We start from the raw sequence: 23,087 nt of genomic DNA, 5'->3' as shown, positions 1-23,087 counted from the left end.
CTGGCCCTTTTATTGTTTTCCCTGTATCCCTATTCCAGCCCCTTTAGTGGCCTGCGCCGTACACGTCAAAATCAAAGTATTTATCGTTCACCTTCTTGTAGGTGCCGTTGGCGATGATCGCCTGCAGCGCAGCATTGAACGCGTTACGCAGTGCGATATCCTCTTTACGCAGCCCAATGCCGTCACCGATACCGAAATATTTGCTGTCACTGAGTTTGGCACCGATAAAGGCAAAGTCTTTTCCTGCTGGGGTGTGGAAAAACTCGCTGGCACTGACGCTGGCCAGCAACGAAGCATCTAAGCGGCCGTTGATCAAATCCTCATTGGCTTCCTGCTGGCTCTGGTAGGACACCACGTTAACACCGGCCGGCCGCCACAGGGCGTTGGCATAAGTTTCCTGACTGGATCCCTGCTGCACGCCAATGGATTTACCTTTCAGCGAAGCCGCCGTGGGTTGCAGGTTGCTGCCTTTACGGGCCACTAATCGTGCAGGCGCATTGGACACCTTATCCGAGAAGGCGATCTGCGCCTGGCGCTGCGGCGTAATGGTCATCGACGAGGCAATCGCATCAAATTTTTTCGCCAGCAACCCCGGGATCATTCCGTCCCAACTGCTCTCAACCCAAACGCATTTGGCCTGTATTTGATCGCACATTGCCTGTGCAATATCGACCCCAAATCCGGTCAACGCCCCCTGCGGCGTTTTAAATTCCAGCGGTGGATAGGTCGGATCCACGCCGAGTTTAATTACTTTGCCACTGAATTCCCCAGCAGAAACGGCGAAACTTAACGCCAGCGGCAGCAGGAGAACCAGGCTAATCTTTGTTTTCATTTTATGTTCCTCGGCGTAATGGTGTGCAAAAGGGATCAAGCCAAAAAGCGCTCGACCAGCTTGACCCAGTAAGTGGCGCCAATCGGCAGGCACTCGTCGTTAAAATCGTAACCGGCGTTATGTAGCGAATTGCCGGGCGTACTTTCCCCATTGCCGATCGAGATATAGCTGCCGGGGCATTTTTCCAACATAAATGCGAAGTCTTCGCTGGCGGTAAAGGGGCGCAGAGACGGGATCAACTGCTGTTCACCCGCCCAGTCCAATGCGACTGTGCGCGCCAGCTCAGTTTCTGCCACGTGATTTACCAAAACCGGATAACCCTGTTGGTAATCAATGTCCGCCCGAGCACCAAAACTGGCGGCTTGCGCTTCTACCAGCGCCGTAATGCGGTTTTCCAGCCGTTGGCGAACTCCTTCATCCAGTGCGCGTACGCTTAGCGTCATGGTTGCGGTGGCAGGGATCACGTTGGCGGCACGGCCTGCCTGGATCGCGCCAACCGTCACGATTGCCGTTTCCTGCGGATCGATATTTCTGGAGACGATGGTTTGCAGACTCATCACAATGGCGGCGCAAACCACCACCGGATCGACCGTGTGCTGCGGCACCGCGCCGTGGCCGCCATGACCGTGCAGGGTAATATTGACCGTATCGGCCGAACACATGAAAGCGCCGCTGGCAAAGCCCAACTGGCCGACCGGAAAGCCGGGTACGTTGTGCATGGCGAACACCGCATCACAGGGAAACCGGTCGAACAAGCCGTCTTCAATCATCACTCTGGCGCCGCCGCCGCCTTCTTCCGCCGGCTGAAAAATCAGATGCAGAGTCCCGGTAAAATCAGAGTGTTGCGCCAGATAACGCGCCGCTGCCAGCAGCATAGTGGTGTGGCCATCATGACCGCAGGCATGCATCACGCCGCGGTGGGTGCTGGTGTAGCTTAATCCGCTGGTTTCTTCAATCGGCAATGCATCCATATCGGCACGCAAACCCAGTGATTTTCCCGAGCCTCGCCGCAAGGTGGCGACAACGCCTGTTTGCCCCAATTCCCGTGTAACCTGATAGCCCCAGTTGGACAGCAGTTTTGCGACCAACTCGCCGGTGGCAAACTCGTTGAACCCCAATTCGGGGTGAGCATGAATATGGCGGCGGATAGCGACCATTTCATGCTTAACTGCCGCTATTTCAGGTAAGACAAGCGGATTATTCATCGCGGTATCCTGATTGAATATTCGATTTCAGACGTTCGATAAGCGGAAAACAAGATACTCCTGACACTAGCAAACAACCCGTTGGTCGGGGAGCCGCCGTTCGGTTATGCTGACAACAATAGGTTGTCATGGGGGCGTCATGAAACTGCATCAGTTACAGGCATTGGTGGCCAGCGCTGACGGCGGCAGTATCCGCGCCGCCGCGAGGCAATTGGGGCTTTCACAGGCAGCGGTTACGCGCGCTTTGCGTGAACTGGAGCAACAACAGGAACTGCCGTTGCTGCTTCGCTCTCCGAGCGGTCTGGGGTTTACGCCGTACGGGAAAACGCTGTTGGCACATGCCCGGTTGGTGCTGAATCAGCTGGAACAGGCTAATAATGAAATGGCGGGGTTACGCGGGTTAGCGCAAGAGCAGGTGAAAGCGGCTATTACGCCATGGTTGATGTTGACGGTGTTGCCGACGGCGGTGTTGGCCTTTCGCAAAAAGATGCCCAAGGTCAAACTTGAACTGTTTGAAAGCCTGATGGCCAACGCGCAATCACAACTGCGTGAGGGCACGATGGATTTTGCCATCACCCCGCTTCCGGTTTCGATGGCACCGCAGGAGTTTCATTGCGAACCCTTGCTCGATTATGAAACGGCGGTGATGGTGCGGCAGGGGCATTCGTTGAGCCAAAGCACCTCGATTCACCAGTTGCTGGAGCAGGATTGGGTGCTGAACTACACACCGGAAAATCATGACGATTTAATTTATCAACTGTTCAGCCAACACGGCGCTCACCTCGATCCGAATCGTATTATTCATGCGCATTCCCTGGGCATGCTGCAGGCGATGGTAGAGTCGGCGGACATGTGTACCTGGTGTCCGGCGCCGTTGGTCGGCCTGCCGCAGTTTGCCGGGCGTTTGCAGCCGTTGGCGCTGCGGGAAAGTTGCGATCCGGCACGGCTGAATATCGTGACTCGGCGCAACAGCATTCTCAGCACCGCCGCTCATGCGCTGATAGATAACCTGATTCGCACTCTGCGCCAGCACGCCCGCTCCGCACGACAGGAGGACCGACTGATTTATGATCGGGTGCGGCTGTTGATTTAGGCGAATAGAGCGCAGTAGGAGCGGGTTGGAGGGCCGGCTATTCAGGGCGTGAAGCAGAGGTCTTCATATCGCAAGAAAACGCTATACCGTATTCAGTGTTAGTTAGACGCTATCTTCATTTTTTCGGGGGGATGTGGATACATGAAAAATACGAAATTGCATGTTGTCGTGGCGTGATAGAGTGTGAGCTGCCCGAAGATCGATTAGAGATTTACGCCATGCAACAAATTGATTTTTACATGATAGATGCCTTTAGCAACACGACTTTTGGCGGTAATGCCGCAGCGGTATGCCCGTTAACAGAATGGTTGCCTGATGAGACATTATTGAAAATGGCCCAGCAGCATAACCAGTCAGAAACAGCATTCTTTGTCGCAAATTATACTGGCTTTGAGTTGCGATGGTTTACCTCCCTGGCTGAAATAAATCTGTGTGGGCATGCCACACTGGCAGCTGCGCACGTTATCTTTGAACATCTTGATTACCCAGGTTCGACTATTCATTTTGCTACCCGATTTGTTGGCCCGCTGACGGTGGTACGCAACGATAAATGGCTGACGCTCGATTTTCCTGCATGGGAAACTAAGCCTGTCATGCCACCGGCATTATTGCTGGAAACGTTGGGCATCACAGAATGCAAAGAAGTGCGCGTGGCGCGTGATTACCTGGTAGTAATGGAGAATCGGCAGCAGGTCGAAACTGTACGCCCGAATATCAATGGCATGCTTCCCCTGGGAAAAATGGTGTGTATAACGGCTGCAGGTGACGGTGAATACGATTTTGTTAGCCGATTCTTCTGCCCAGGCGAAGCCGTAGCGGAAGACCCTGTTACAGGTTCGGCGCATAGCATGCTCATTCCTTACTGGGCCGAAAAACTGAATAAAACGCAGATGTTGGCGCACCAGGGATTAGAGCGTGGCGGGGATTTACGCTGCCAGCTAGTGGGCGATCGCGTTTACATCGGCGGACAGGCAACAACCTATCTGATAGGCAAAGTGCTGTTGCGCTAAACCGGCTGGAATGCTGCTCAAAATATAAGGACTGCTGTTCGCTATAACTGCTTCAGGTAGCTCAGTCCCAAAAACCGGTTATTTCTGATTATGTATGGATCACATACGGGAAGCGGGTCACTACTATCAGCTTACCTATAATCGCTATTGTGGGTTTTGTCGCAGGTAAGGCTATTTACTCTGATAACGTTGTGTTCAGGCGACAAGATGTAGATATTTTATATAGTTAAAGCCTATCACCATAAAGATAGGCTTTAAACGTTACAGCCTCCAGATTTGCATGCCACATCCCTATGCCTTACAGTAAGGAACTATGTCTGTGTATAATCGTTAAACAGTGATGTTTTTATATTATAAGGAAGGTTTATTTTGAGAAAAAGATTGATGCTATGGCTGGTGTTTGTTTTTCCATATAGTGCATATCCAAACGAAAATATCTGCACAAAGGATGTGATTTCAATTAATGCTTTTAATAATTTCATATTAGTTCAAGAGCAATCATTTGGTGACTCTTTGAAAAAAAGTAGTATGCATATAAATAGTGAAGATGACTATATAAATGACAACTCGCATGTGGAATTTGATGACTGTGGTGCACTATTGAATCTTCGAGGTGATAGAATAATTAAAAGCAGAAATAAAGATGGTTTTTTAGTAACCAAAACTAACACCTCAATGGATAAAAAGGATAAAACATGGAGGTATAACATGACGTTTGAAATGTATTATCTTGAACAGGGTGGTTCTAAAAAAGATATTATGAAACAGGAAATGGTGGGGGTATTCTTAACTGATGTTAATGGGAAGATAAATAAATCTGAAGATACCTCTAATATTCTTGTTGGAAAAGCAAAGGAAACAGGTCGAGCGGAAACAGTATTTTTAATTGATGATAAAGATAGAGTGTCTGAATCAAATCGAGTTAGCACATTGAAAAATGATAGTGGAAATACAGTTTATCATTATGATGCTCTTAATCGTCTAATACAAACGAAATCAGACGCTACGACAGTGGATTTGAATTATGGAAATGATAACAGAGAGTTAGGTAGTAAAAAAGTTCAAAAATTCTTTACTACAGAAACAACGACAACAATTTGTGATAAATGGAATGAATTTGGAAGGTGCACTAATGCCAAACAGAATATTTCTACGTCAATAGCAAATAATAAAGATGGAAAAGAGCATGTTTACAATCATAATGCTGATGTGAAATATAATTATGTTTACTGATTTGAAATAAATCTAAAAAGGATTTTAAAATGAGCAGGCGCCTGAATAGAGATTATCGTTCAAAAATCAGAAACATTCCGCGCCGTATAAAATCGCTTAATCGCTGGGCCGAATTTTTTCATAACACAGAGCGTGCTGTTTTCCCTGAAGAACAGTATTGCTGGAATTACAAGATACCCGTAGAAATTAATCTTGTTCAGGGTAAATACAGTAAACAGAATACCAAGGCAGAATGCGCGCAGGCCATGATCAATGCCTGTTCCAATTTTATGCTTTCCACCGCAGATTGCGATGGCACTCCTCGAATTACTGCCGTAATTTGCCTCCCGGATATGTTTACAAGTGAAGTCTGTCTATTTCGCTCTGAGGAATATTTCCAAAGTTTTATAGCAGAGGGATGTTCTGAAAATAGTTCATCGGTACTCCTCCGAGAACGAAGTCTTGCTAAGGAATGGGGACTGATCCTTCCTGATGGCGTGCAGGAGTTAGGTATTACACTTGATTACTATGGAGGCGATGACCCAGATGAGTGGTTTTCAGGAGAGCGTTGGTATTATGGGCAGCTACAGTGATTGGTGGGTATGCCACACTGGCAGCTGCGCACGTTATCTTTGAACATCTTGATTACCCAGGTTCGACTATTCATTTTGCTACCCGATTTGTTGGCCCGCTGACGGTGGTGCGCAACGATAAATGGCTGACGCTCGATTTTCCTGCATGGGAAACCAAGCCTGTCATGCCACCGGCATTATTGCTGGACACGTTGGGCATCACAGAATGCAAAGAAGTGCGCGTGGCGCGTGATTACCTGGTAGTAATGGAGAATCGGCAGCAGGTCGAAACTGTACGCCCGAATATCAATGGCATGCCCCCCTGGGAAAAATGGTGTGTATAACGGCTGCAGGTGACGGTGAATACGATTTTGTTAGCCGTTTCTTCTGCCCAGGCGAAGCCGTAGCGGAAGACCCTGTTACAGGTTCGGCGCATAGCATGCTCATTCCTTACTGGGCTGAAAAACTGAATAAAACGCAGATGTTGGCGCACCAGGGATTAGAGCGTGGCGGGGATTTACGTTGCCAGCTAGTGGGCGATCGCGTTTACATCGGCGGACAGGCAACAACCTATCTGATAGGCAAAGTGCTGTTGCGCTAGACCGGCTGGAATGCTGCTCAAAATATAAGGTCTGCTGCCACCCTTAGCCGCCGTTCTCCCAATCTCCAAAACCAAAAAGCCCGCTTAAGTTTCCTTAAGCGGGCTTTTCTAAATTTGGCTCCTCTGACTGGGATCGCCTTTGCCAGTAACTGGCTAATAATTAAGCTAACTCTCAATTCTAATCCTGTCAAGACCACCAGAATGACCACCAATAGCTGCGGGTTCTATAAATCTGGTACGAGCGTTCCGCAGCATGGGTGAACATTACTGTTTTACTCTTAAAATGAAGCATAGTTAGAGGTAACGTCGAAGGCGTTTATCCTATGTGGAACTGTGTGCAAAGAGGTTTAACTGTCGGCTGAGTGTCAGGGGCGGACTCTCAAGAGTAACCATGGACCTTTACTTCTCCGCTGATGACGATACTGGGGCAGCCAGTCAGGAACGTGTTAGATGCATAAATTACGAACGTTACACCACGTCGTGTCCGATGTGTAAAGTCTCATGGTCCACTTAGCGAGATATTTACATCAGGTTAATTTGTTGTTTTATTGAATTTTTCGAGGTATAAATTTCTAATACCCGAATCAAGATGTTAATCAAATTTTAGAGTTAATAATATTTTTACATAGATTGCTTGCCGCATGTAAGATAACTTTAATGGAGCGTCTTTCATCATGTACAACCTTTTAGTCACCGCAAGAGAAGGTGCTTGGGATGAAAAATCCTACGAGTTTGATAGAAGCAGATTCCTAGAATATACGACTGAATCTATTGCTGCCATTTTTCAGTCTCTTACCCCGGATTTAATTGAAACTTTGAAAGGATATCCTTGTTTATTTGCGTACGAAGGCGATATTAATGATCTGCGGATTGGAAAATTAAATTCAATCAAAGAAAGAGGGAGGAAAATATTTATAGAGTTTGAGCTGAATGAAAATCTCCCACCTATTCCTTTTGAAAGAATTAAGCCCTTAGCTATGCTACTTGATTTCCGCAATTGGGAAATGAACTGAACTCATTGGGCCGTCAAAGATGAAGATCTCTTTTTACGGCTTAAAGACGCAGGAATAATAAATGATGAGCATGTTCTCGAGCCGGAAAAATCAGTGAGATTGTCTGCAAAAAAGTATAACAACCCTAAGATTACAACTGTTCAGGGTTTTATTGCAAAAGTTATTTCGGCTGAAAGAAAGGTTGGTTCAGAAGTTTTTTATAGAGGTCATTCAAATAAAAGTAAATACAAACTGGAGCCATCCCTATTTAGAAAAGATGATGAAGGGAATCCTTTACACCTTGAAAGTGAACATCTCTTATATAAAGAATTGATAGTATCAAACTCAGCTGACTTCCAATCCTATGTGAATACTCTAGATACTCTTGTTCGTATGCAGCATTATTCGTTGCCTACAAGGTTGTTAGATATAACATCAAATCCACTTATTGCGTTGTATTTTTCTTGCAAATCAGCACATACGGAAGATGGAGAAGTCATCATTTTCTCAATGAAGCGTAGTGATGTTAAGTATTTTGACTCCGATGTTGCAAGTTGCATTGCGAATTTAGCTAGATTACCAAAAAAAGATAAGGATGATATTGATTTTGACCATCCGAATTTTAACAAACAAATAGCAATAAAAAAACTAGGACATTTCATACGAGAAGAAAAATCGTATTTTGAGATGAATATACTTGCTGAGGACTTAAGGAGGATAATCTGTGTAAAAGGAAAGAAAAGTAATGCTAGGATTTCATCACAGTCTGGGGCATTTATATTGTATGGTCTAGATGCAGTAATGCTCGAAGAAGGAACGGCTGAAATTGCCATAACGAGAATCACTGTTGAAAATAAGAAACAAATTCTTAAAGAACTCGATCTGTTAAATATAAATGAAAGTACTGTATTTCCGTACATTGAAAACTCGGAAAAATATATTGCTGAAAAATATAAGTTTGACAAAGAATCAGCATAACAGTTCTTTGATTAACTATGGTTGTTGGAGGAGTTTAATTTCACTAATATTAATTAATAATTTATGAAGGTAAACATGACAATAAAAGAATGCGCAGAAATCCACAGAGCACTGTGGTACACCGAAAATCTTGGAGTCGCACAGGGGTATGGCCCTTCTCCACGGGATCGTGAATTACTGGTTGTACTTGCTAATAAACTAGGTATACCGGACGAGAAATTTATCACTTCCGACGAGAGTAAAAAAATCACAGCTCAGAAGTATCTGACAGCTATGCTTGAGACAATGGAACCGCTTTCTCAAATGTTCCAAGATATTTGGATTTATTGCGAACGTACATTAATTAGAACATCAAAAAATGCCCTCGATATTGAATGGAATTTCAATATTAATGGGGAGTCGATAGCAATAAATTTCGAAGCGTTCAGGAAATATCAAAAGCTGCTCAACAAGACCCTTGACAAAGACAAATTCAACGAGGTTTGTAATGAATTTGCTACTGTTTGCTGTAAACATAATGATGGAAAGGGTTATATTAGATATGCCCCGATGCCACTAAAACCCGATGATGCAGACCCAACAAGTGTTGCTTCGAGAATTCATGATATGTGTAAGCACGTCAAAGAAGAAGGGTTAATTGACGATGGGTATTATGGAGCGACAGACGCAATTCCTTACCTGTCAGCCATACGGAGCAAAAACCTCTGGCGACAAGAAGACTTTGCAGAATTAAAGCCATTAGTAGAAGAATTTTATAATAGTACAAAGCTAGAAGATATTCTAGCTTTACCATTCTGGACATTTCGCTGGCAAATTTACGAACTATGGTGTTTGATAATCACCCTGCAACTCTTTGAGTCTCGTGGCTTTACACTAGTACAGTCCTCTGACGGTGCTTCCTTGCTTGAACTGGGGCAAAAAGTAGTAGTTGCTGAAAAAAATTCGAATCCACTAGGGCAGATTATTTACCAACCTTCATATCGCAGGACGACAGGGCAATGTGTTCATCCTGACATTGTAGTTGTTCAGGGACACCCGGAAGCTCTCACTCCTAATATTGTTCGAGCAATAGTTGAATGCAAACAGCATAAGATGCCTGAGAATGAGAGGTTTTTGCTCCTTAAAAAGAGATATTTCGATGCTGTTGCTGAAGCTTATAATGATTCTATCGGCCCCGACGGTAAGCTGGTACTATTAAACTATGATAAAGTCGATTTTACTACAAACTATGCACTTCTTGATGATTTCAAACCACAAAATATGTCGCCTTTAAAAGGGGCACTCAGCTCAATACTTGATGAGTATTCTGCGAATGAAGAACCTCGTCAAATTGTACTTGTAGTTGATGGCTCACAGAGCATGCTGAAAACCCTCGTCAAATCTGAAGAGTATATCAAAGAAATCCATAAAGTATTGGGCGCCTTCGATGAAGTCATATGGCTCAGAGGGGGTAATGTTCATGTCGAGAATATAAATCGTTTTGATTACACATCATTTTATAATATCGAGAGTGTGGATCTTTTTCTGGCCGGAATAGATAGAGCAAACCATTTTGGTTCAAATATTAGCATACATCTTATCACTGACCTAAAACCTCAATCTGAAATATTGAATGAAGTGCTAAAAGAGGCCCCCAAACTGCATATACATTATATTTCTTGAGTTAGCGTGATTTGATTGGAGTGAAAAACAGGTGTACCTGCTTTTCGCTCCAATCAGATATTTTTCCAGTATCATATGAATCAGCGAGTTATGAGCAATTAAACAGCTCAACTGCACCATTGTCCGCTCCTCGCTCATAACTGCCCAAGGTCTTGTAAGTATCCCACCAAAACGTCCCATTCATTTTTAGAGATCTTCCGACATACTGATTATGTCACCTGAGGAGATCGCTATGCGTAAGATCCGATTCACCGAGCACCAGATCATTGCCGTTCTGAAATCCGTCGAAGCCGGACGTACCGTTAAGGATGTCTGCCGTGAAGCCGGCATCTCTGAAGCCAGCTATTACAACTGGAAAGCGAAGTATGGTGGCATGGAAGCCTCTGATATCAAAAAGATGAAGGATCTGGAGGATGAAAACCGGCGCCTCAAACAGATGTTTGCAGGGCGGTTTCTAGTCTTGTTTCCTGTTCATCAGACATTCAGCTGTTACCTTCCGGAAGTGACGCGTAAACGGCAAAAATCTTCTGCAGGTGGAACTGTGTTAACAAAAACGTATTTCTGATGCATTTCTACTTCCTGGGGCAGATAACCACTTGTAAGATATTAACAATACACCAACATAACTGAGATCCAAATAGTGTATCGCTACGACTTAGCTAGTCATTTGACCGCGGTCAACTTCCGCTCCTCGCTCAAAGCGGCCATATCAAATGGATGCATGACAGGATTGGTTAGTAGCAGGAAGAGGACGTTTGGGCATCTGGCCCACATGAACAGCGCGTCTTTGTCCGGAGCATTTGCTGATGTTGGTGACGCCTTTGAAATGCAGCGTGAACCACAGCATGGCCTGCCATTGAATACCTGCTGATTTCTAAACAACTTTATGAGGTTCGATCTGGCGGAAGAGGGCAGAAGGACGTTAAGAAAAGTGACGACTCCACTTCCCAATAAAACGGCAACCAATAATGCTGCATATGTAATCGAAGGAATCTCCCTCGTTTCTTCGTGATAGTGCCAGCATCCACGCTAGCAATGTGTTGGCCATCATCATGGCTATCTTGCCAGGAAAAGCGATAAGTAATTCTCGTTTCTGGTGACATGAAATGTGTAAAAATCACTTTTGCCGAATGAGAGTTACCGCGAGTCTGCGCTGTGGTCCGTGACGCTCTGATTCATCCGCTCTGTAAGACAGTGACTATCCCTCCGATTCATCATAAACAAGGAAAGACCATGTTCGGATTCTTTAAAAAGAAAAAACCTGACGCTGCGCCCAGGCAGGGTTCCCGACTGACGGCGCAACAGTTTATCGCGCTGACGCTGAGTGATGAAAAGCTGTCAATGCCTGTGTATCTGCCGGGGATACGCAGTGAGGCCGAATGCGACGAACTGGGTTTATGGCCACTCATCTACATCTGGAATGTGGATCGTGCCGCTGGCACGTTCAGCCTTTCTGTTAACGGTAAAGCCATCGCCCACCTCCTTGAGCCTTTCGTGCCCCGTGAAGACCCAGCGTATGTCGAAATTCGTGATGAAGCGATGAAGGTTATCGCTGAGGCTTCAACGCAGTCCGTGCTGGCAACCATAGAGAAAACGGGCCTCATGCCCGATGTTTTGTTCGCGTACCACGCTGAGGATGTACAGCAGGAGCAGGGCTAACCGTCAGGGAGTGCGTGAGATTACGCCAGGGATTTTATTAGTCAGTCCTGTCATCCTAATGCTAAATATTCGTCAAGAAATGCTTCAGGTTGCCGAAATATACGATAAGCGTTATTCAAGAACATAACTAAAAGGATGGATCCATATGAAGAAACTGCTGCTTCTTGTTCCGCTCGTGTTTGCTGCTCCGGTACTGGCTTCTGAAGTGACGGTGGGTCAGGTTTGCAAGGCTGTTTCTGCGGCAATGTTCGGTCGTGACCTCAAAATCATGCGGCTGGATAAAGTCGAGTCAGGTATTGCTTACGTACATTATATCCGACAGAACGATGGAACCCGCTGGGCCATCAAGTGCAAACTTATCGGCAATCAAGTGATGTGGGCATCTGACAATCCTGACAGCACCGGTCGCTGGCGGGATGATCCTGCAGACAGCACGGTCAGATATGCTGTTGAGGGTAAAAAAATCATTATTACTGAGGCCTACAGCGACGGTTCCAGCAGCTCCAATTCTTATCCGTTGAAGCAACTACAGTGACTACACACAAGCTTCTAATTATAGCCTGTGAGCGACTGGTCCCTTCAGGGCGCATTTGACTATGCGGATGAGACCTTTGACGTGTGCCAGGAGCGGACTTTACTAACGCCGCTGATGTATTAATCCATGAAGAGCAGGTCATATTTTTAATATAAATTGACTGGTGCGCTAATTATTACAGGAACATCACCGATACATATTACCGCTTCCATTGCTTTTTTAAGCGCGTGTGCATTTGTACGACTGGTGGCTGTGCCGGTGACCTTTTCCGAAACTGTCGTGGATGCTGCTGGGACAAAAGGTTCTTTGAAAGGGACGTTACTCACTCCAACTTCAAAACCAACCGCCGTTGTTCTTATCGTACCAGGCTACGGGCCGACCGATAAGGATGGATAATTAAGACCTGCTGAGGATAAGAAATGCCAATGGAATCACCTGAAATTCAGCTCAAGGCTCTGAATAATGCTTTGCGTCGTTTACGTGGGGCCTGTTCCGCACTTGACGGTGAGGAGCTTGATGAAAAATTACTTGAGGTCATGCGACGACTGCTGCTTGCTGAGGTGCTCGCCGATACCTGGATCGTGGCGATAGGCGGCTCGCAAGGGGCGGGTAAAACGACGCTGATGGCGAGCCTGTATAACCTGCATCATGACAATAGCGGCTGGTTACGCAGTAATGAAGGACGCGGCGAGAAAATGCCGGTACTGATCCTCGAGAGTCGTGGGACTAAAGTAGCGCAGGGTTATGTCCGCCGCCTGGTCGAAACTGGAAATGGTTTGACGCTGGATGATATCGGCGTCGACGTCAACGAGTTTCAGCACGCGGTCTGCGATCCTGATGCCGGGGATTTACTGCCGATACTGAAGGTACCGCAGCGTTATTTTACCCGCAATAACCAGGCCTGGTTACTGCTTCCTGGTTATGAAAAACAAGAGCGTGAAAATCGTGAGTGGCAGGAACTGATGCGTCAGGCGATGATAGCGGCAGGCGGTTGTATTATCGTGACCGATGAGACGCGACTGGCAAACCAGCAGCAGCTCGAAATCGTCAAAGATATGCTGGAAAAAGAGCTTAAGAATTGTAAACCTTATATTGTTATCTCCAAGACAGAAGCGTTTCGCCACAATCCGCAACGTCAAGCTGAATTAAGAAAAAGCGCGGCCGAAACCTTCAATGTCGCTGCCGAATATGCCGATAACAACATTATTTTAACCGGCACCGACGATCCGGAATACGTAACAGAATGGATGCCGCACCTTCGTCGGGCCATTGACGACCTTAACTTTTCCGGACAAACCAACCGTTATCTCCAGTTAACCCACCTTACTGGGATTGTTAGTAAGGATCTGCCGCGCGTCATGAATATGATCCGCACCCAGTCACGTCTGTATTACCACAGTGATAAAGGCGGCCAGGACGATGGCAGCCAGGTGCTGGCCGAAGCTCTGGAAGTGTTTGACACTGCCGTGCAGGGACTGCGGGAGGAGCATACCAAAAAGGTAAAAATGTGCATCGCTAAAACTTTTGAGGCGGCGAAGGCTAATATGGACCGTAGGCTGGTCAAGGAGCATGAGGGATTTGCCAACTGGATATCGAATGCATTTGATACCACCAGTGAGACAAAAGGCAAATTGCAGCAACTGGTTCAGGATTCATGGCAGGACGCATCAGCTGATTTCTTCGACGACTATGTGAACAGTCTGCAACAATTGACGGCGGCGAAACTCAAGCCCATTCCAAACGGCAACGATCGCCCAAACTTGCCTGCATCACCGAAGCTGGAGAAGCTGGTAGCACTTGGCTATATGAATAGCGCCGGGCAGCCCGTGCAACACGAACAGCTGGATGCGGAAAAAATAAGTAATATCAAAATGTTGCTAAGTCATGGTGCCACGTCGAATGCGGAAAACATCCCAGTGGTGAATAAACAGCTGAGGAAGAGCGTGGAATTGATCCCGGTGCTCTCGCTAGAGTACACCCGCCTTGTGTACGCCATGCCTGAGATTTGCAAAGAGCTGCGGCCCTACGTCACGCTTGAGCAGGACGATGGCGAGACATCCGCGGATAACGTCGCGGCAGAAGGGGTTCAAACTCTCAACGCAGGGGTTGATCTTGGCAAGACCGCAATAAAATCACTGGCCGCGGTGCTGGCGATTGACGTTGTCAGCGATGGCGATTCCGATATCCTCGGCGCGCTCTTTGGCCAGGATAAGCCTTCTGCTGACCCGACGGGTTCACCTCTTCCCCCCGCACCGGTGATGATGCATCCTGCTGCCGTTGCGGTAACAGCCGTTGTGGCGGCGGCCTACGTGACCGCGGCTGCAGTAACGCGAATGCGTACTTTTGAGAAAAAAGCGAGCAGCCAGGCACACGTCATGCTTGCCAGTGTTCATGACCACCATATTGAGCATTTACGCAATCAATTCGATGACACGATGAGCGCGGCGCGTAAGCGGATTAGCGAAACGTTACGTGCGCGTTATCACATGGACGAAATGCTGATGCGCAAGGATCGGCTCGCGAAAGCCATCGCCGATGTGAATGCCCTTATCGACGACCTGCGCAATGAGCTGGGTTCATCGGCTACGGGCCTGCAAGTATTAATCACCAGCCGTGGTGAGTGAGATGACGTCCGGGAAAGTTATTGATTATTGGCAGCGGTTAGAGTCACGGCAGTCGGAGTGGGCTTTTCGCGCCTACGATCGGCTGATTAAGACATTAAGTCATGACGTTCAGGAAAGGATACAACTTAAGGAAAGCGATGCCGAACCGTACGTGGTCATATTTGGTAAGACGCAGGTCGGCAAAACCACCTTACTGCTCGACCTGATGGATATCGATCTGCAGCAGATGGCAACGCTATCGCACGTGCTACGCGGCCGGCGGGAAGCCGGAAAATCATCCACCGCCACCGCCATGGAATATCGTCGTTCAACGGACCAGCGCTGGGGATTGTTTGTGCAATCGAAAACGCACTGGTTTGCCTCTGACGACGATATGACAGAGACCTTAGCGCAGCTCAGAAAGCAGATGGAACGGGGTGAACTGGTTGTTGATTCTCCCTGTATTGTGCATATTCCGAGGCGTTTTTTCAGGATAAAAACTTCGGGAGCGCCCGGCGTGCGTATTCTGGATCTGCCTGGTGATAATCCCGCCAATATGGAAGAGCAAAAGCATGTAAATCACATGGCGAAGACCTATCTTCCCTTCGCTGATTTGGTCCTGCTGATTGGTCGTGGCGACGATTTGAGCTTCCTGCAGCCACAGGTTATCACGCTGCCGGGTATTGAGGACTGGCAGGCGATGCCGCATCGGTTTCGTATCGTGACGACCTATTCTTACTCAGCGCAGTCGGTGAAGACGCTGATTCGCAACGATCCGGCTATCGATATCGCGCAGTTACGTCAGCGCCTTATTGAACAGATTGAACGCTTTAGCAACCTGAGCGACGCGGCGAAAGATCGGAACCTCTACTTTCCGCTCGAGTTTGGCAGCAGTTGGCTGAGTATGGCCGAAAACGATACCGCCCTTTACGCCCGGGTTGCCCCCATGGTCAGCCACTTGCGTAGCGAACTGTTGGAACAAATTGCAACATCGACAAGCCCACTCGGACGGCTGCGAAGTACCCTGGATACCCACCTCAGCGTTAAATATATCCAGGAGGAAAAAACGGCGGCAATCGAAAGAGAACTGCTGGGGCTAAAAAAACAGCAACAAGAGACAAAAGATAAACTGACGGTTTGGAAAAACGCTATTACTCAGACGCAGCAGAAATTAAAAAAAACGGAGAGGTTATTAAAAGATAACGCTTTACCTGTCAGCCGACGGCTTATCGATAAAGCTGCGGAAGAGGCCGCAAACTTTAAATTGAAGGGAAGTTACAGCAGTGAAAAATGTACCACTTTACATAGCATGATCGCCGACTATTGCTCTAAAATTAAGAATATCCAGCTGGATGTGAAAAATAAGGCGGTCTACTGGCAAAAAGTGGCCCGCAACAAAGTTGAACCTACGAGACAGGCGGTTCAGGATATTCTTGATGAAAACTTCAGTGCTATTCGCTATAGGCTCAATGACTACTGGATCGACACCTATCTTAGTTCTGCGAATTATTTATCGGATAAAAACAGTGTCATCCATGCCGCTGATAATGCCAAAGTGGAAGTCATTCGGTTGTGGACCTCACAATGGATGGCTGCCGCAGAGAACGTCCATAATCAATACAAAAGCGAACTCACCAAAGATGGGGTAATTCTCGAGGAGTTGCGGGTAGAGCAGAATAAATCCCTTCAGAAACAGATATCACTTAAGCAACAGGCCGTATCGTGCGAAGACGAGTTAAAGAGAATTGCTGTTGAATCACAAGAGGATCTTGTCCGCTGCGAGCAGTTTGTTCACTTTCTTGATGAAGAGTATCTCAAAACATTAAGTACGCGTCTGGATTCAGTCTTTCAGGAACGTGATGATTGTGATGCGTTATTACAAGTTTTCTCCTGCGTTGCGTTGAAAAATCAGCGGGAAGATTTAATGAATTTAACTGAAAAGTATTCTGGATAAGGCATGAACGTGACCAGTGAAATAAAAAATAAAGAAAAATCGCTCGCCGAGTTAATGGTAAAAATACTCAAGGAGCCGCTCAATCCCCTTGAGAGTTCGTTAAAAAAACTCAACACAGAGGTTCTGGACACCAAAGATAAGGTTGAAGAAATCAATGATGCCATTAATGCGGTAGGTGCAAACACCGAAGAAATCATTAATCCACTGAAAAAATCGTTACGTGAGCTGCAAGACGACGATGTCCCTGGGGCGATAAGTAAGCTGAGAGATTTTATTTCGACGCAAGTTGAAGAAAAAAAACAGAATATTAGTGCCGCGCTTAGCCAACAATCGGCACACTATGATAGCCAGCTGAAAGCCGCGACCGGTGAGGTCTTTGAAAAACTGTCGGATGTTCTTGGCCAGCAAAATGAGAGTGTCCAGGCAGCAATACAGCAGTATCAGCAAACGGGTATCGACAGTGCTGAGGCCTTATTGCAGCAACTGCTGAATGCTAACCGCTTCCTGGAGGAAACCTGCGCCGCGAAAGCCAGCGAGCAACAGTCGACGCGAGAGCGTGACCAGCGGTTGGCTGAACGGCTGGAAAGTATCATGCAGGCCCAGCAGCAAATAAAGCAGTCGATAAGCGAACTTGACCAGCAGCTCAAGGGCGTGAGCCAAGGAGTGCAAACGACGCGAACCATGCTCGCGGAACGGCAGGAAAGCGATCGGAGGCAAGTGTTAAGCAGCCTTGAAACGTTGTCTTCCGACGTCCCGGCAGCACTGGTGCAGCATTTGACCCCACTAACCCAGGCAATTGAGTCTCTGCAAACCAGCCAGCAGGCGTTGACCGAGGCAGTGAGCCAGCAAAAGAGCTATCTGGAGGCGCAAATTGCCGCAAGTCAGGGTAGATTCAGCTACGTTGTCATCATTTTTGCCCTGTTTGCTACCTCAACGCTAGCTTATATCGGCTATGACATCTGGAAAAATTTAACTCCCTGACAGGGCGAAATTGCGTGGCGTCTAACGCGACAGAGCCATTATTTTTTGAGTTGTGTATAAGGTTAGACAGCCTTGTGACTTGCTCCCCGTTGAATGCTGTTAGCTATGTCCGCAGATCGCTCTGAACAGACCTTACGGTGTTGTAGGCTGTACGCTTTGTGTCTGAAGCCGACGTTGCTAGCCTCTGCCTGTATGAATAAATAGGGAACAGATCAGTTAGGCCTTGCATTACCCGGTGTGGCGGGTATTTACAACCGAAGTAAATTTATGGTGAAGAAACTGGAAGCGTTAGATCTCTGGACGACATACCTCAATAACATCTCATGCGTTGAGTCAAAAGTGACAATCCTCAAACAAAAGGCTGGCTAATATGAAAAAATGGCAGTTGTTGATAAAAAGGGTCTTGAGAACATTTCTAACAATGACCGTATGATTCGTGAGAAAGATTGTCGGGCTGACTACTCTTGCGAGCAGCTCACGCTGTAAGCTTGGGAAGGAAGGTAAGTTCCCCAAACGTATTAAAATTGGTGCTACTGCTTATCGTCTATCTGAAGTGCAAGCTTGGATTAGAGGTGAGTGGTTAATTTAATAAGGTGTGAAATGAAAATTAATGAAATGTATGATGCTTTACGTGATGATATTGACTTGGTGAATTCATCTTTGGGTATTATAAAGAAATATAGGTTGTTTTATACTACATCTGTCGATCCCGATTATTCATACTCCAATGGTTATGATGGCTATGCAGAAAAGAACTATTACTTCAAAGGAAATTGGGGATTTGATTACGATTTCTTTAAGGTTTTTGAAGTGGAGATTGTGAACAAGATTTTTGTTTTGGATGAAATAAAACAAAAGATAAATTCTGTTTGCCCTGCAACCAAAGCGGCTTTTTCTAATATAAACTCATTGAATTCTGATGACTTTATTAATTCATATTTCGCGAGCAACCCTCACAAAGAAAATCTATCTGAATTTGATGATTGCATATTTCACATGGATGGTAATAACCCGCCATATATATCGGCGATGGAAATTGATGCTATAGATAATAATTTAAGCAAGATTATTTATAGCGGTTCATATTACTCTACGGGTATGGATCATGGAAACTCAGATGAAGTTGTTTGCGAGTTAAATATTGTAGGGGCTAAAAACCACCAGCCTTTTTACTTTGAGCTACTCATAGAAGCATACGCATTACTCAATGAGAATAATTTCAAAATGTCCTGTTTTATGTCATATGCGGCATTAGAGAGTTATATAAATCAAAAAATATACGGTCAAGATACCGATGAGCGGTTTTCAGATAAGTTTAAAAAAGCATATGATACAGTGCCTGGATTAACAACCCATGAAACTTTCTCTAAGTTAAATTCACTGTTAAGCGATTATACACTTGTTAGAAACACCATTGCGCATGGTAGAGATGATGATGAGATAATTGATAATATAGACGTTGACTCAGCAAAAGAAATGTATATTTACGTTTCGGCTGTGATTTTAGCGATTGAAAATGGATTTCAGAAGCTAAATGATATTAAACTTCACATTAAGCCTAAAAAGAAGAGATAAGAGGTGTTTTAGAAAACACTACTTAGCTTCTTTTATTACAGGGAGAGAACATTCTTTACTTTTTACTCCCTGTCGACTCCATCTCTATTTTAGCTAGTTTTCCCAGCTAGCTTCTTTTACCCATGAGCTGAACTGCCCAGGACCAGCAGCTTTGTTAATTTCCTCAATCAATTCATGTTCGAAACGAATGTTTTCTTAGTGCTTCCTGAACGTTCGAAAGCAGGTTTGGAACTTTTATCTTGCATTGGTGCGTACCATGTTGATTTTGTGCAACCATGAATTTAGCGGAACCCAGAAGTGCGGCAACATAACTTGGCTATTAACCAAACCGTTAACTGGAGTAACGGAATCGCCACGGATAATCAAGATACTTCCGAGCCGTTGTTGGACTGACCCCAAACCTGTAGACAAATTCTGTTCTAACGATGAGGCCTGTTCAAAGGCCGCCGGACTGACGCCGCCCAGGGACATTTTGTCCATGTGAAATGAATGATTGTTAAGAGGCTCTAAGTATCTGACCGCCAGTTTTACGCTCTAAGCTGTCGTTAATTTGCCTCTGAAAGGAGATCGTAATTCTTTGGCTCGAGTTTCAGATGGGGATACGATCGAACCTATCAGGTGCTGGACACAATTACAGCTTATCCCAGACCGCTTTTCTGACAGAAGCTGGTCTGATACCCATTAGTTCAAGGTTGCGGGATTTCTCATCCCACTCTTCTTCGCTGCGGCACGCTATTACCCATTGTGCCGCTGCAACGGATTTCTGCTGAAAAAGAGCCTGGAAATAAGCCGCATCAACTTCAGAAAGAGAATGTCCCAAAATCACCACCTTCTTTACTTCACTCAACTCCTCAAAAACAAACCGGTGTTTAGCTATGAGCTTCTGTGAAGGCTTAAAAGTCGTGAAGAAATAGTTATCAATAGTGCTGTTCGCTTCCATGAGCCGGGTATCAATCTCTGCTATATCGGATCTTTCGTTGAGAGAGCGGCGGGATCCAGGTTCCCAGGCATGCCCCAGAATTAAATCATCGTCCCTCGTTTCAGCAGAACCGTGGATGTGAAGAACACGCTCTGGTTCGACTCTGTAGATTCGCCTGAGAGTATCGGTGTAATTAAAGCTCAGAAAAAAAGCCTGTGGATCCAGCATTGACAGACGGTTAGGTGCATTTGTAAACGAGGGTATCGGCAACTGTCGGATCCACACTCCGAATTGGAAACGCAGGTCCTTAGAAAGGCGTCCGACTACCTGCTTCACCTCATACTGAAAATCATGATGACCGGCATCACTCCAGTCCTCATCGTCGTAAGAACTCATGAAATGGCCAAGATTGTCGATAAGCATGTCGGCATCAAAACCAGCTAAGGCAGTTTCAAGATCACACCAGTCATCACCCACGGGCAAATATTCTTCAACGTCCAGGTAGATAGCCGGACTTGATGTCCGGAGGAAGTCCTTAAAATGCCCCAGGCTTGACGGGATGGAATGCCACAGATCGAAGCCATTTCCGATGACATAGAGTGTTGAAGTCTGCATAGATTCTCTCACGACGCATTGCCAGTTTGGATTGAAATAACTGAACATCTCCTGTTTTATATCAGCAGATACCCTAACCCCGCCGGAACATTATGGAAAAAATCACCCCGACAGTAGTGCAGTTTATCAAGCTTGGCGAGGCTGGTGAATGGGAGCGCGAGTGTCTTTCGAATGGCACACTTCGGTTTGGTTATCATGAAACCCCGGACAATCTCTGTGTTGAGGGGCGATGGGAAGAAGTCCATGATATTTGGCTCAATATCCGTGATATGCGGAAAGCCGTCGCGACCAGTGATTTAAGGCAGATTAAAACTTTCTACACGGCAGGAGCAGAGACAGTATTCATCACTTTTTGGGGTGGGTTTCTCTACTGGTGTCTTCCCACTGGCCCGGTAGATGTCCTGGAGGATGGCAGTCGACTCCGAAAGACAGTTGAGGGGTGGAAGAATACAAGTATCGCTGGTGTGCAGCTAACGACAGATCACCTGAGCGGAGACCTCTTAAAAGTTCAGGGATACCGGGGAACGATATGCAACGTAAGCGCACAGGATTATGTTATTCGAAAAATAAACGATGAGGATCTACCTGCCGTTTCAGCTGCGAAAAAGGCTGAGGAGGCGTATCTGACCGCGATTAAAAATCTGTGTCAACTGTTGACCTGGCAGGATTTCGAACTACTGATTGACCTTATTTTTTCAACCAGTGGCTGGCGACGCACCAGCATTGTCGGAAAAACACAAAAAACGCTGGATCTCGAGCTTGAATTGCCCACTACCAGTGAGAAAGCAATTGTGCAGATAAAATCGCGAGCGAACGTTGACGCTCTTAGAGAGTATGAAAAAGTTTTCAGGGAAACTACTGCTTATAAAAGAATGTTTTTTATCTGGCACAGCGGATCTTTATCCGAAAGTATCAAAGCCGACGGCATTACATTAATTGGCCCCGATAAGTTAGCCGAACTCATTCTGGACAGTGGCTTAACAAGATGGCTTCGCAAAAAAGTTTCGTGATATTCCGACTTTCCCGTTCACGCCTATGCAGTGCATCTACGTGACAAAACCAGCAATGCTATCTTACGCGTAGCCCCAAACCATCAGGCTCGAAAGGCATCCCCTGGTGATTTGGCAGAGTTTGCTGGCGAGACGGTTATTCATCAGCTAATCACCCCGCAGAGCAGTACGTCTGAGGGGCTCCCAACGTAAAAAAGTGTCATAATTTCATCAATATGATGTACCAGCTCACCGGTCATGTACATGGCCATGACCTGCTCCCCGTTTGTTAATACAACATGAGGTCACCCCGTCAGAAAAATGACCCGCTCCCCGTATGTGATCCATTCATAATCAGGAATAACCGGCTTCAATCTGGCTGCATATTCTGGCAATCGGCAGATTTTTCGGCGAATTCGGAGGGCGTCATCCAGCCCAGTGCAGAATGGGGACGACTCTGGTTATAGTGTATGCGTCAGGCCTCGATTTTGCACCGTGCATCTTCCAGAGACATGAACCAGTTCTCGTTCAGACATTCCTGCCGTAGCCTGCCGTTGAAGGACTCCACCGTCGCGTTGTCGGTCGGAGTGCCCGGGCGTGAGAAGTCGATCCTGATGCCTCTTTCATACACCCATCTGTCCAGCATTTTTCCTGCAAATTCAGAACCATTATCGGTTTTCAGCAACTGTGGCAAAGGACGTCTGAGCGCTATGCTGTCCAGCATCTCCGCGACTTCTGTTGACCGCAGATTCTGCCCCACGCTGATCCCCAGACATTCGCGGGTGTACAGGTCGATAACCGTCAGCAGGCGCAGTCGTCGCCCGTCAAACAGCGCGTCCGAGACAAAATCCATGCCCCAGACGTGATTCGGATACAGCCCCTGAGGCTGTGGTTGTCGGCGTTGTCCTGATTTGTTTCGGCGGGGACGTTTGAGCCGCAGCGACAGGCCCTGTTCGCTGTAAAGCCGGTAGATACGTTTGTCGTCTAATCAGTCAATATCTGGATCAGATGGGGTCTTTGTCGTCTTCGTAGTCATTTTTTAGATGCTACAACATGTTGCCAGACGTCGTCTTCATTCCTATGTGATTCCCGCAGGGGTA

Annotated in this window: 18 protein-coding genes and 4 pseudogenes; 17 read left to right on the top strand and 5 right to left on the bottom strand. The window is 46.4% G+C overall.

What is annotated here, in order from left to right; all coding sequences use genetic code 11:
- Positions 1 to 43: 43 nt before the first annotated feature.
- Both AAZT04_RS12320 and AAZT04_RS12315 read right to left on the bottom strand, forming a co-directional pair.
- On the bottom strand, positions 44 to 832 hold the full coding sequence (locus AAZT04_RS12320) for an ABC transporter substrate-binding protein (protein ID WP_129983395.1): 789 nt from the start codon (positions 830 to 832) through the stop codon (positions 44 to 46).
- Between the two features lie 35 nt (positions 833 to 867).
- Positions 868 to 2,037, bottom strand: coding sequence for a M20 aminoacylase family protein (locus tag AAZT04_RS12315; RefSeq protein WP_308530278.1), 1,170 nt, complete (start codon positions 2,035 to 2,037; stop codon positions 868 to 870).
- 139 nt (positions 2,038 to 2,176) lie between these two features.
- Between AAZT04_RS12315 and AAZT04_RS12310 the strand changes: the two genes are divergently transcribed.
- The 5 genes and pseudogenes from AAZT04_RS12310 to AAZT04_RS12290 all read left to right on the top strand — a co-directional run.
- Positions 2,177 to 3,130: a LysR family transcriptional regulator gene (locus tag AAZT04_RS12310; protein WP_129983393.1), complete on the top strand. Its 954-nt coding sequence runs from the start codon at positions 2,177 to 2,179 to the stop codon at positions 3,128 to 3,130.
- 218 nt (positions 3,131 to 3,348) lie between these two features.
- Positions 3,349 to 4,140 (top strand): PhzF family phenazine biosynthesis protein, encoded by a 792-nt coding sequence (locus AAZT04_RS12305; protein WP_434680283.1) that lies wholly within the window; start codon positions 3,349 to 3,351, stop codon positions 4,138 to 4,140.
- 369 nt (positions 4,141 to 4,509) lie between these two features.
- Entirely contained in the window at positions 4,510 to 5,373 is an 864-nt protein-coding gene (locus tag AAZT04_RS12300; protein WP_232103201.1) for a hypothetical protein, read from the top strand.
- Positions 5,374 to 5,402: 29 nt separating this feature from the next.
- Entirely contained in the window at positions 5,403 to 5,945 is a 543-nt protein-coding gene (locus AAZT04_RS12295; protein ID WP_434680281.1) for a DUF3916 domain-containing protein, read from the top strand.
- A 5-nt stretch (positions 5,946 to 5,950) separates the two neighbouring features.
- Positions 5,951 to 6,525 (top strand): annotated as a pseudogene (locus AAZT04_RS12290) (PhzF family phenazine biosynthesis protein); the annotation flags it as partial.
- A 17-nt stretch (positions 6,526 to 6,542) separates the two neighbouring features.
- Here AAZT04_RS12290 and AAZT04_RS12285 read toward each other — a convergent pair.
- Positions 6,543 to 6,737: a hypothetical protein gene (locus AAZT04_RS12285; protein WP_434680278.1), complete on the bottom strand. Its 195-nt coding sequence runs from the start codon at positions 6,735 to 6,737 to the stop codon at positions 6,543 to 6,545.
- Between the two features lie 462 nt (positions 6,738 to 7,199).
- Between AAZT04_RS12285 and AAZT04_RS12280 the strand changes: the two genes are divergently transcribed.
- From AAZT04_RS12280 to AAZT04_RS12230, 11 genes and pseudogenes are all read left to right on the top strand, one after another.
- On the top strand, positions 7,200 to 7,538 hold the full coding sequence (locus tag AAZT04_RS12280) for a hypothetical protein (RefSeq protein WP_434680276.1): 339 nt from the start codon (positions 7,200 to 7,202) through the stop codon (positions 7,536 to 7,538).
- Positions 7,539 to 7,631: 93 nt separating this feature from the next.
- The gene (locus AAZT04_RS12275) at positions 7,632 to 8,495 is read left to right on the top strand and encodes an FRG domain-containing protein (RefSeq protein WP_434680274.1); all 864 of its coding nucleotides are present in this window, start codon (positions 7,632 to 7,634) and stop codon (positions 8,493 to 8,495) included.
- A gap of 75 nt (positions 8,496 to 8,570) precedes the next feature.
- Entirely contained in the window at positions 8,571 to 10,157 is a 1,587-nt protein-coding gene (locus tag AAZT04_RS12270) for a hypothetical protein (RefSeq protein ID WP_434680272.1), read from the top strand.
- A gap of 232 nt (positions 10,158 to 10,389) precedes the next feature.
- Positions 10,390 to 10,602 (top strand): annotated as a pseudogene (locus tag AAZT04_RS12265) (transposase); the annotation flags it as partial.
- Positions 10,603 to 11,390: 788 nt separating this feature from the next.
- Positions 11,391 to 11,816, top strand: a complete 426-nt coding sequence (locus tag AAZT04_RS12260) for a hypothetical protein (RefSeq protein ID WP_434680270.1) — start codon at positions 11,391 to 11,393, stop codon at positions 11,814 to 11,816.
- Between the two features lie 145 nt (positions 11,817 to 11,961).
- The gene (locus AAZT04_RS12255; RefSeq protein WP_021536972.1) at positions 11,962 to 12,351 is read left to right on the top strand and encodes a hypothetical protein; all 390 of its coding nucleotides are present in this window, start codon (positions 11,962 to 11,964) and stop codon (positions 12,349 to 12,351) included.
- A 425-nt stretch (positions 12,352 to 12,776) separates the two neighbouring features.
- Entirely contained in the window at positions 12,777 to 14,975 is a 2,199-nt protein-coding gene (locus tag AAZT04_RS12250) for a hypothetical protein (RefSeq protein ID WP_434680267.1), read from the top strand.
- A 1-nt stretch (position 14,976) separates the two neighbouring features.
- Complete coding sequence (locus AAZT04_RS12245; protein ID WP_434680265.1) at positions 14,977 to 16,908, top strand: hypothetical protein; 1,932 nt, start codon at positions 14,977 to 14,979, stop codon at positions 16,906 to 16,908.
- Between the two features lie 3 nt (positions 16,909 to 16,911).
- On the top strand, positions 16,912 to 17,889 hold the full coding sequence (locus AAZT04_RS12240) for a hypothetical protein (RefSeq protein WP_434680263.1): 978 nt from the start codon (positions 16,912 to 16,914) through the stop codon (positions 17,887 to 17,889).
- A 378-nt stretch (positions 17,890 to 18,267) separates the two neighbouring features.
- A pseudogene (locus AAZT04_RS12235) lies at positions 18,268 to 18,478 on the top strand (helix-turn-helix transcriptional regulator).
- An 11-nt stretch (positions 18,479 to 18,489) separates the two neighbouring features.
- Entirely contained in the window at positions 18,490 to 19,464 is a 975-nt protein-coding gene (locus AAZT04_RS12230) for a hypothetical protein (protein WP_145526035.1), read from the top strand.
- A 631-nt stretch (positions 19,465 to 20,095) separates the two neighbouring features.
- Here the strand turns inward: AAZT04_RS12230 and AAZT04_RS12225 are convergent.
- Positions 20,096 to 20,998 carry a bacteriophage abortive infection AbiH family protein gene (locus tag AAZT04_RS12225; protein WP_169403192.1) on the bottom strand — a complete coding sequence of 301 codons (903 nt, stop codon included), beginning with the start codon at positions 20,996 to 20,998 and terminating at the stop codon, positions 20,096 to 20,098.
- A gap of 92 nt (positions 20,999 to 21,090) precedes the next feature.
- On the opposite strand from AAZT04_RS12225, the gene AAZT04_RS12220 reads away from it, so the two are divergent.
- Positions 21,091 to 22,008: a restriction endonuclease gene (locus tag AAZT04_RS12220; protein ID WP_261255916.1), complete on the top strand. Its 918-nt coding sequence runs from the start codon at positions 21,091 to 21,093 to the stop codon at positions 22,006 to 22,008.
- A 349-nt stretch (positions 22,009 to 22,357) separates the two neighbouring features.
- On the opposite strand, the pseudogene AAZT04_RS12215 reads toward AAZT04_RS12220, so the two are convergent.
- Positions 22,358 to 22,975: pseudogene (locus AAZT04_RS12215) on the bottom strand (IS3 family transposase); the annotation flags it as partial.
- Positions 22,976 to 23,087: the final 112 nt, after the last annotated feature.

It is taken from the genome of Serratia sp. Je.1.23.a (assembly GCF_051129805.1).
GTDB lineage: Bacteria > Pseudomonadota > Gammaproteobacteria > Enterobacterales > Enterobacteriaceae > Serratia > Serratia liquefaciens.
The sequence above is the reverse complement of the archived record's forward strand: the minus strand, read 5'-3'. Positions and strand labels throughout refer to the sequence as shown.

Coding starts and splice junctions, on each gene's coding strand:
- AAZT04_RS12295 (WP_434680281.1), top strand. CDS start 5,403: ATGAGCAGGCGCCTGAATAGAGATTATCGTTCAAAAATCAGAAACATT.
- AAZT04_RS12280 (WP_434680276.1), top strand. CDS start 7,200: ATGTACAACCTTTTAGTCACCGCAAGAGAAGGTGCTTGGGATGAAAAA.
- AAZT04_RS12250 (WP_434680267.1), top strand. CDS start 12,777: ATGGAATCACCTGAAATTCAGCTCAAGGCTCTGAATAATGCTTTGCGT.
- AAZT04_RS12260 (WP_434680270.1), top strand. CDS start 11,391: ATGTTCGGATTCTTTAAAAAGAAAAAACCTGACGCTGCGCCCAGGCAG.
- AAZT04_RS12315 (WP_308530278.1), bottom strand. CDS start 2,037: ATGAATAATCCGCTTGTCTTACCTGAAATAGCGGCAGTTAAGCATGAA.
- AAZT04_RS12220 (WP_261255916.1), top strand. CDS start 21,091: ATGGAAAAAATCACCCCGACAGTAGTGCAGTTTATCAAGCTTGGCGAG.
- AAZT04_RS12245 (WP_434680265.1), top strand. CDS start 14,977: ATGACGTCCGGGAAAGTTATTGATTATTGGCAGCGGTTAGAGTCACGG.
- AAZT04_RS12240 (WP_434680263.1), top strand. CDS start 16,912: ATGAACGTGACCAGTGAAATAAAAAATAAAGAAAAATCGCTCGCCGAG.
- AAZT04_RS12320 (WP_129983395.1), bottom strand. CDS start 832: ATGAAAACAAAGATTAGCCTGGTTCTCCTGCTGCCGCTGGCGTTAAGT.
- AAZT04_RS12310 (WP_129983393.1), top strand. CDS start 2,177: ATGAAACTGCATCAGTTACAGGCATTGGTGGCCAGCGCTGACGGCGGC.
- AAZT04_RS12225 (WP_169403192.1), bottom strand. CDS start 20,998: ATGCAGACTTCAACACTCTATGTCATCGGAAATGGCTTCGATCTGTGG.
- AAZT04_RS12255 (WP_021536972.1), top strand. CDS start 11,962: ATGAAGAAACTGCTGCTTCTTGTTCCGCTCGTGTTTGCTGCTCCGGTA.
- AAZT04_RS12270 (WP_434680272.1), top strand. CDS start 8,571: ATGACAATAAAAGAATGCGCAGAAATCCACAGAGCACTGTGGTACACC.
- AAZT04_RS12305 (WP_434680283.1), top strand. CDS start 3,349: ATGCAACAAATTGATTTTTACATGATAGATGCCTTTAGCAACACGACT.
- AAZT04_RS12230 (WP_145526035.1), top strand. CDS start 18,490: ATGAAAATTAATGAAATGTATGATGCTTTACGTGATGATATTGACTTG.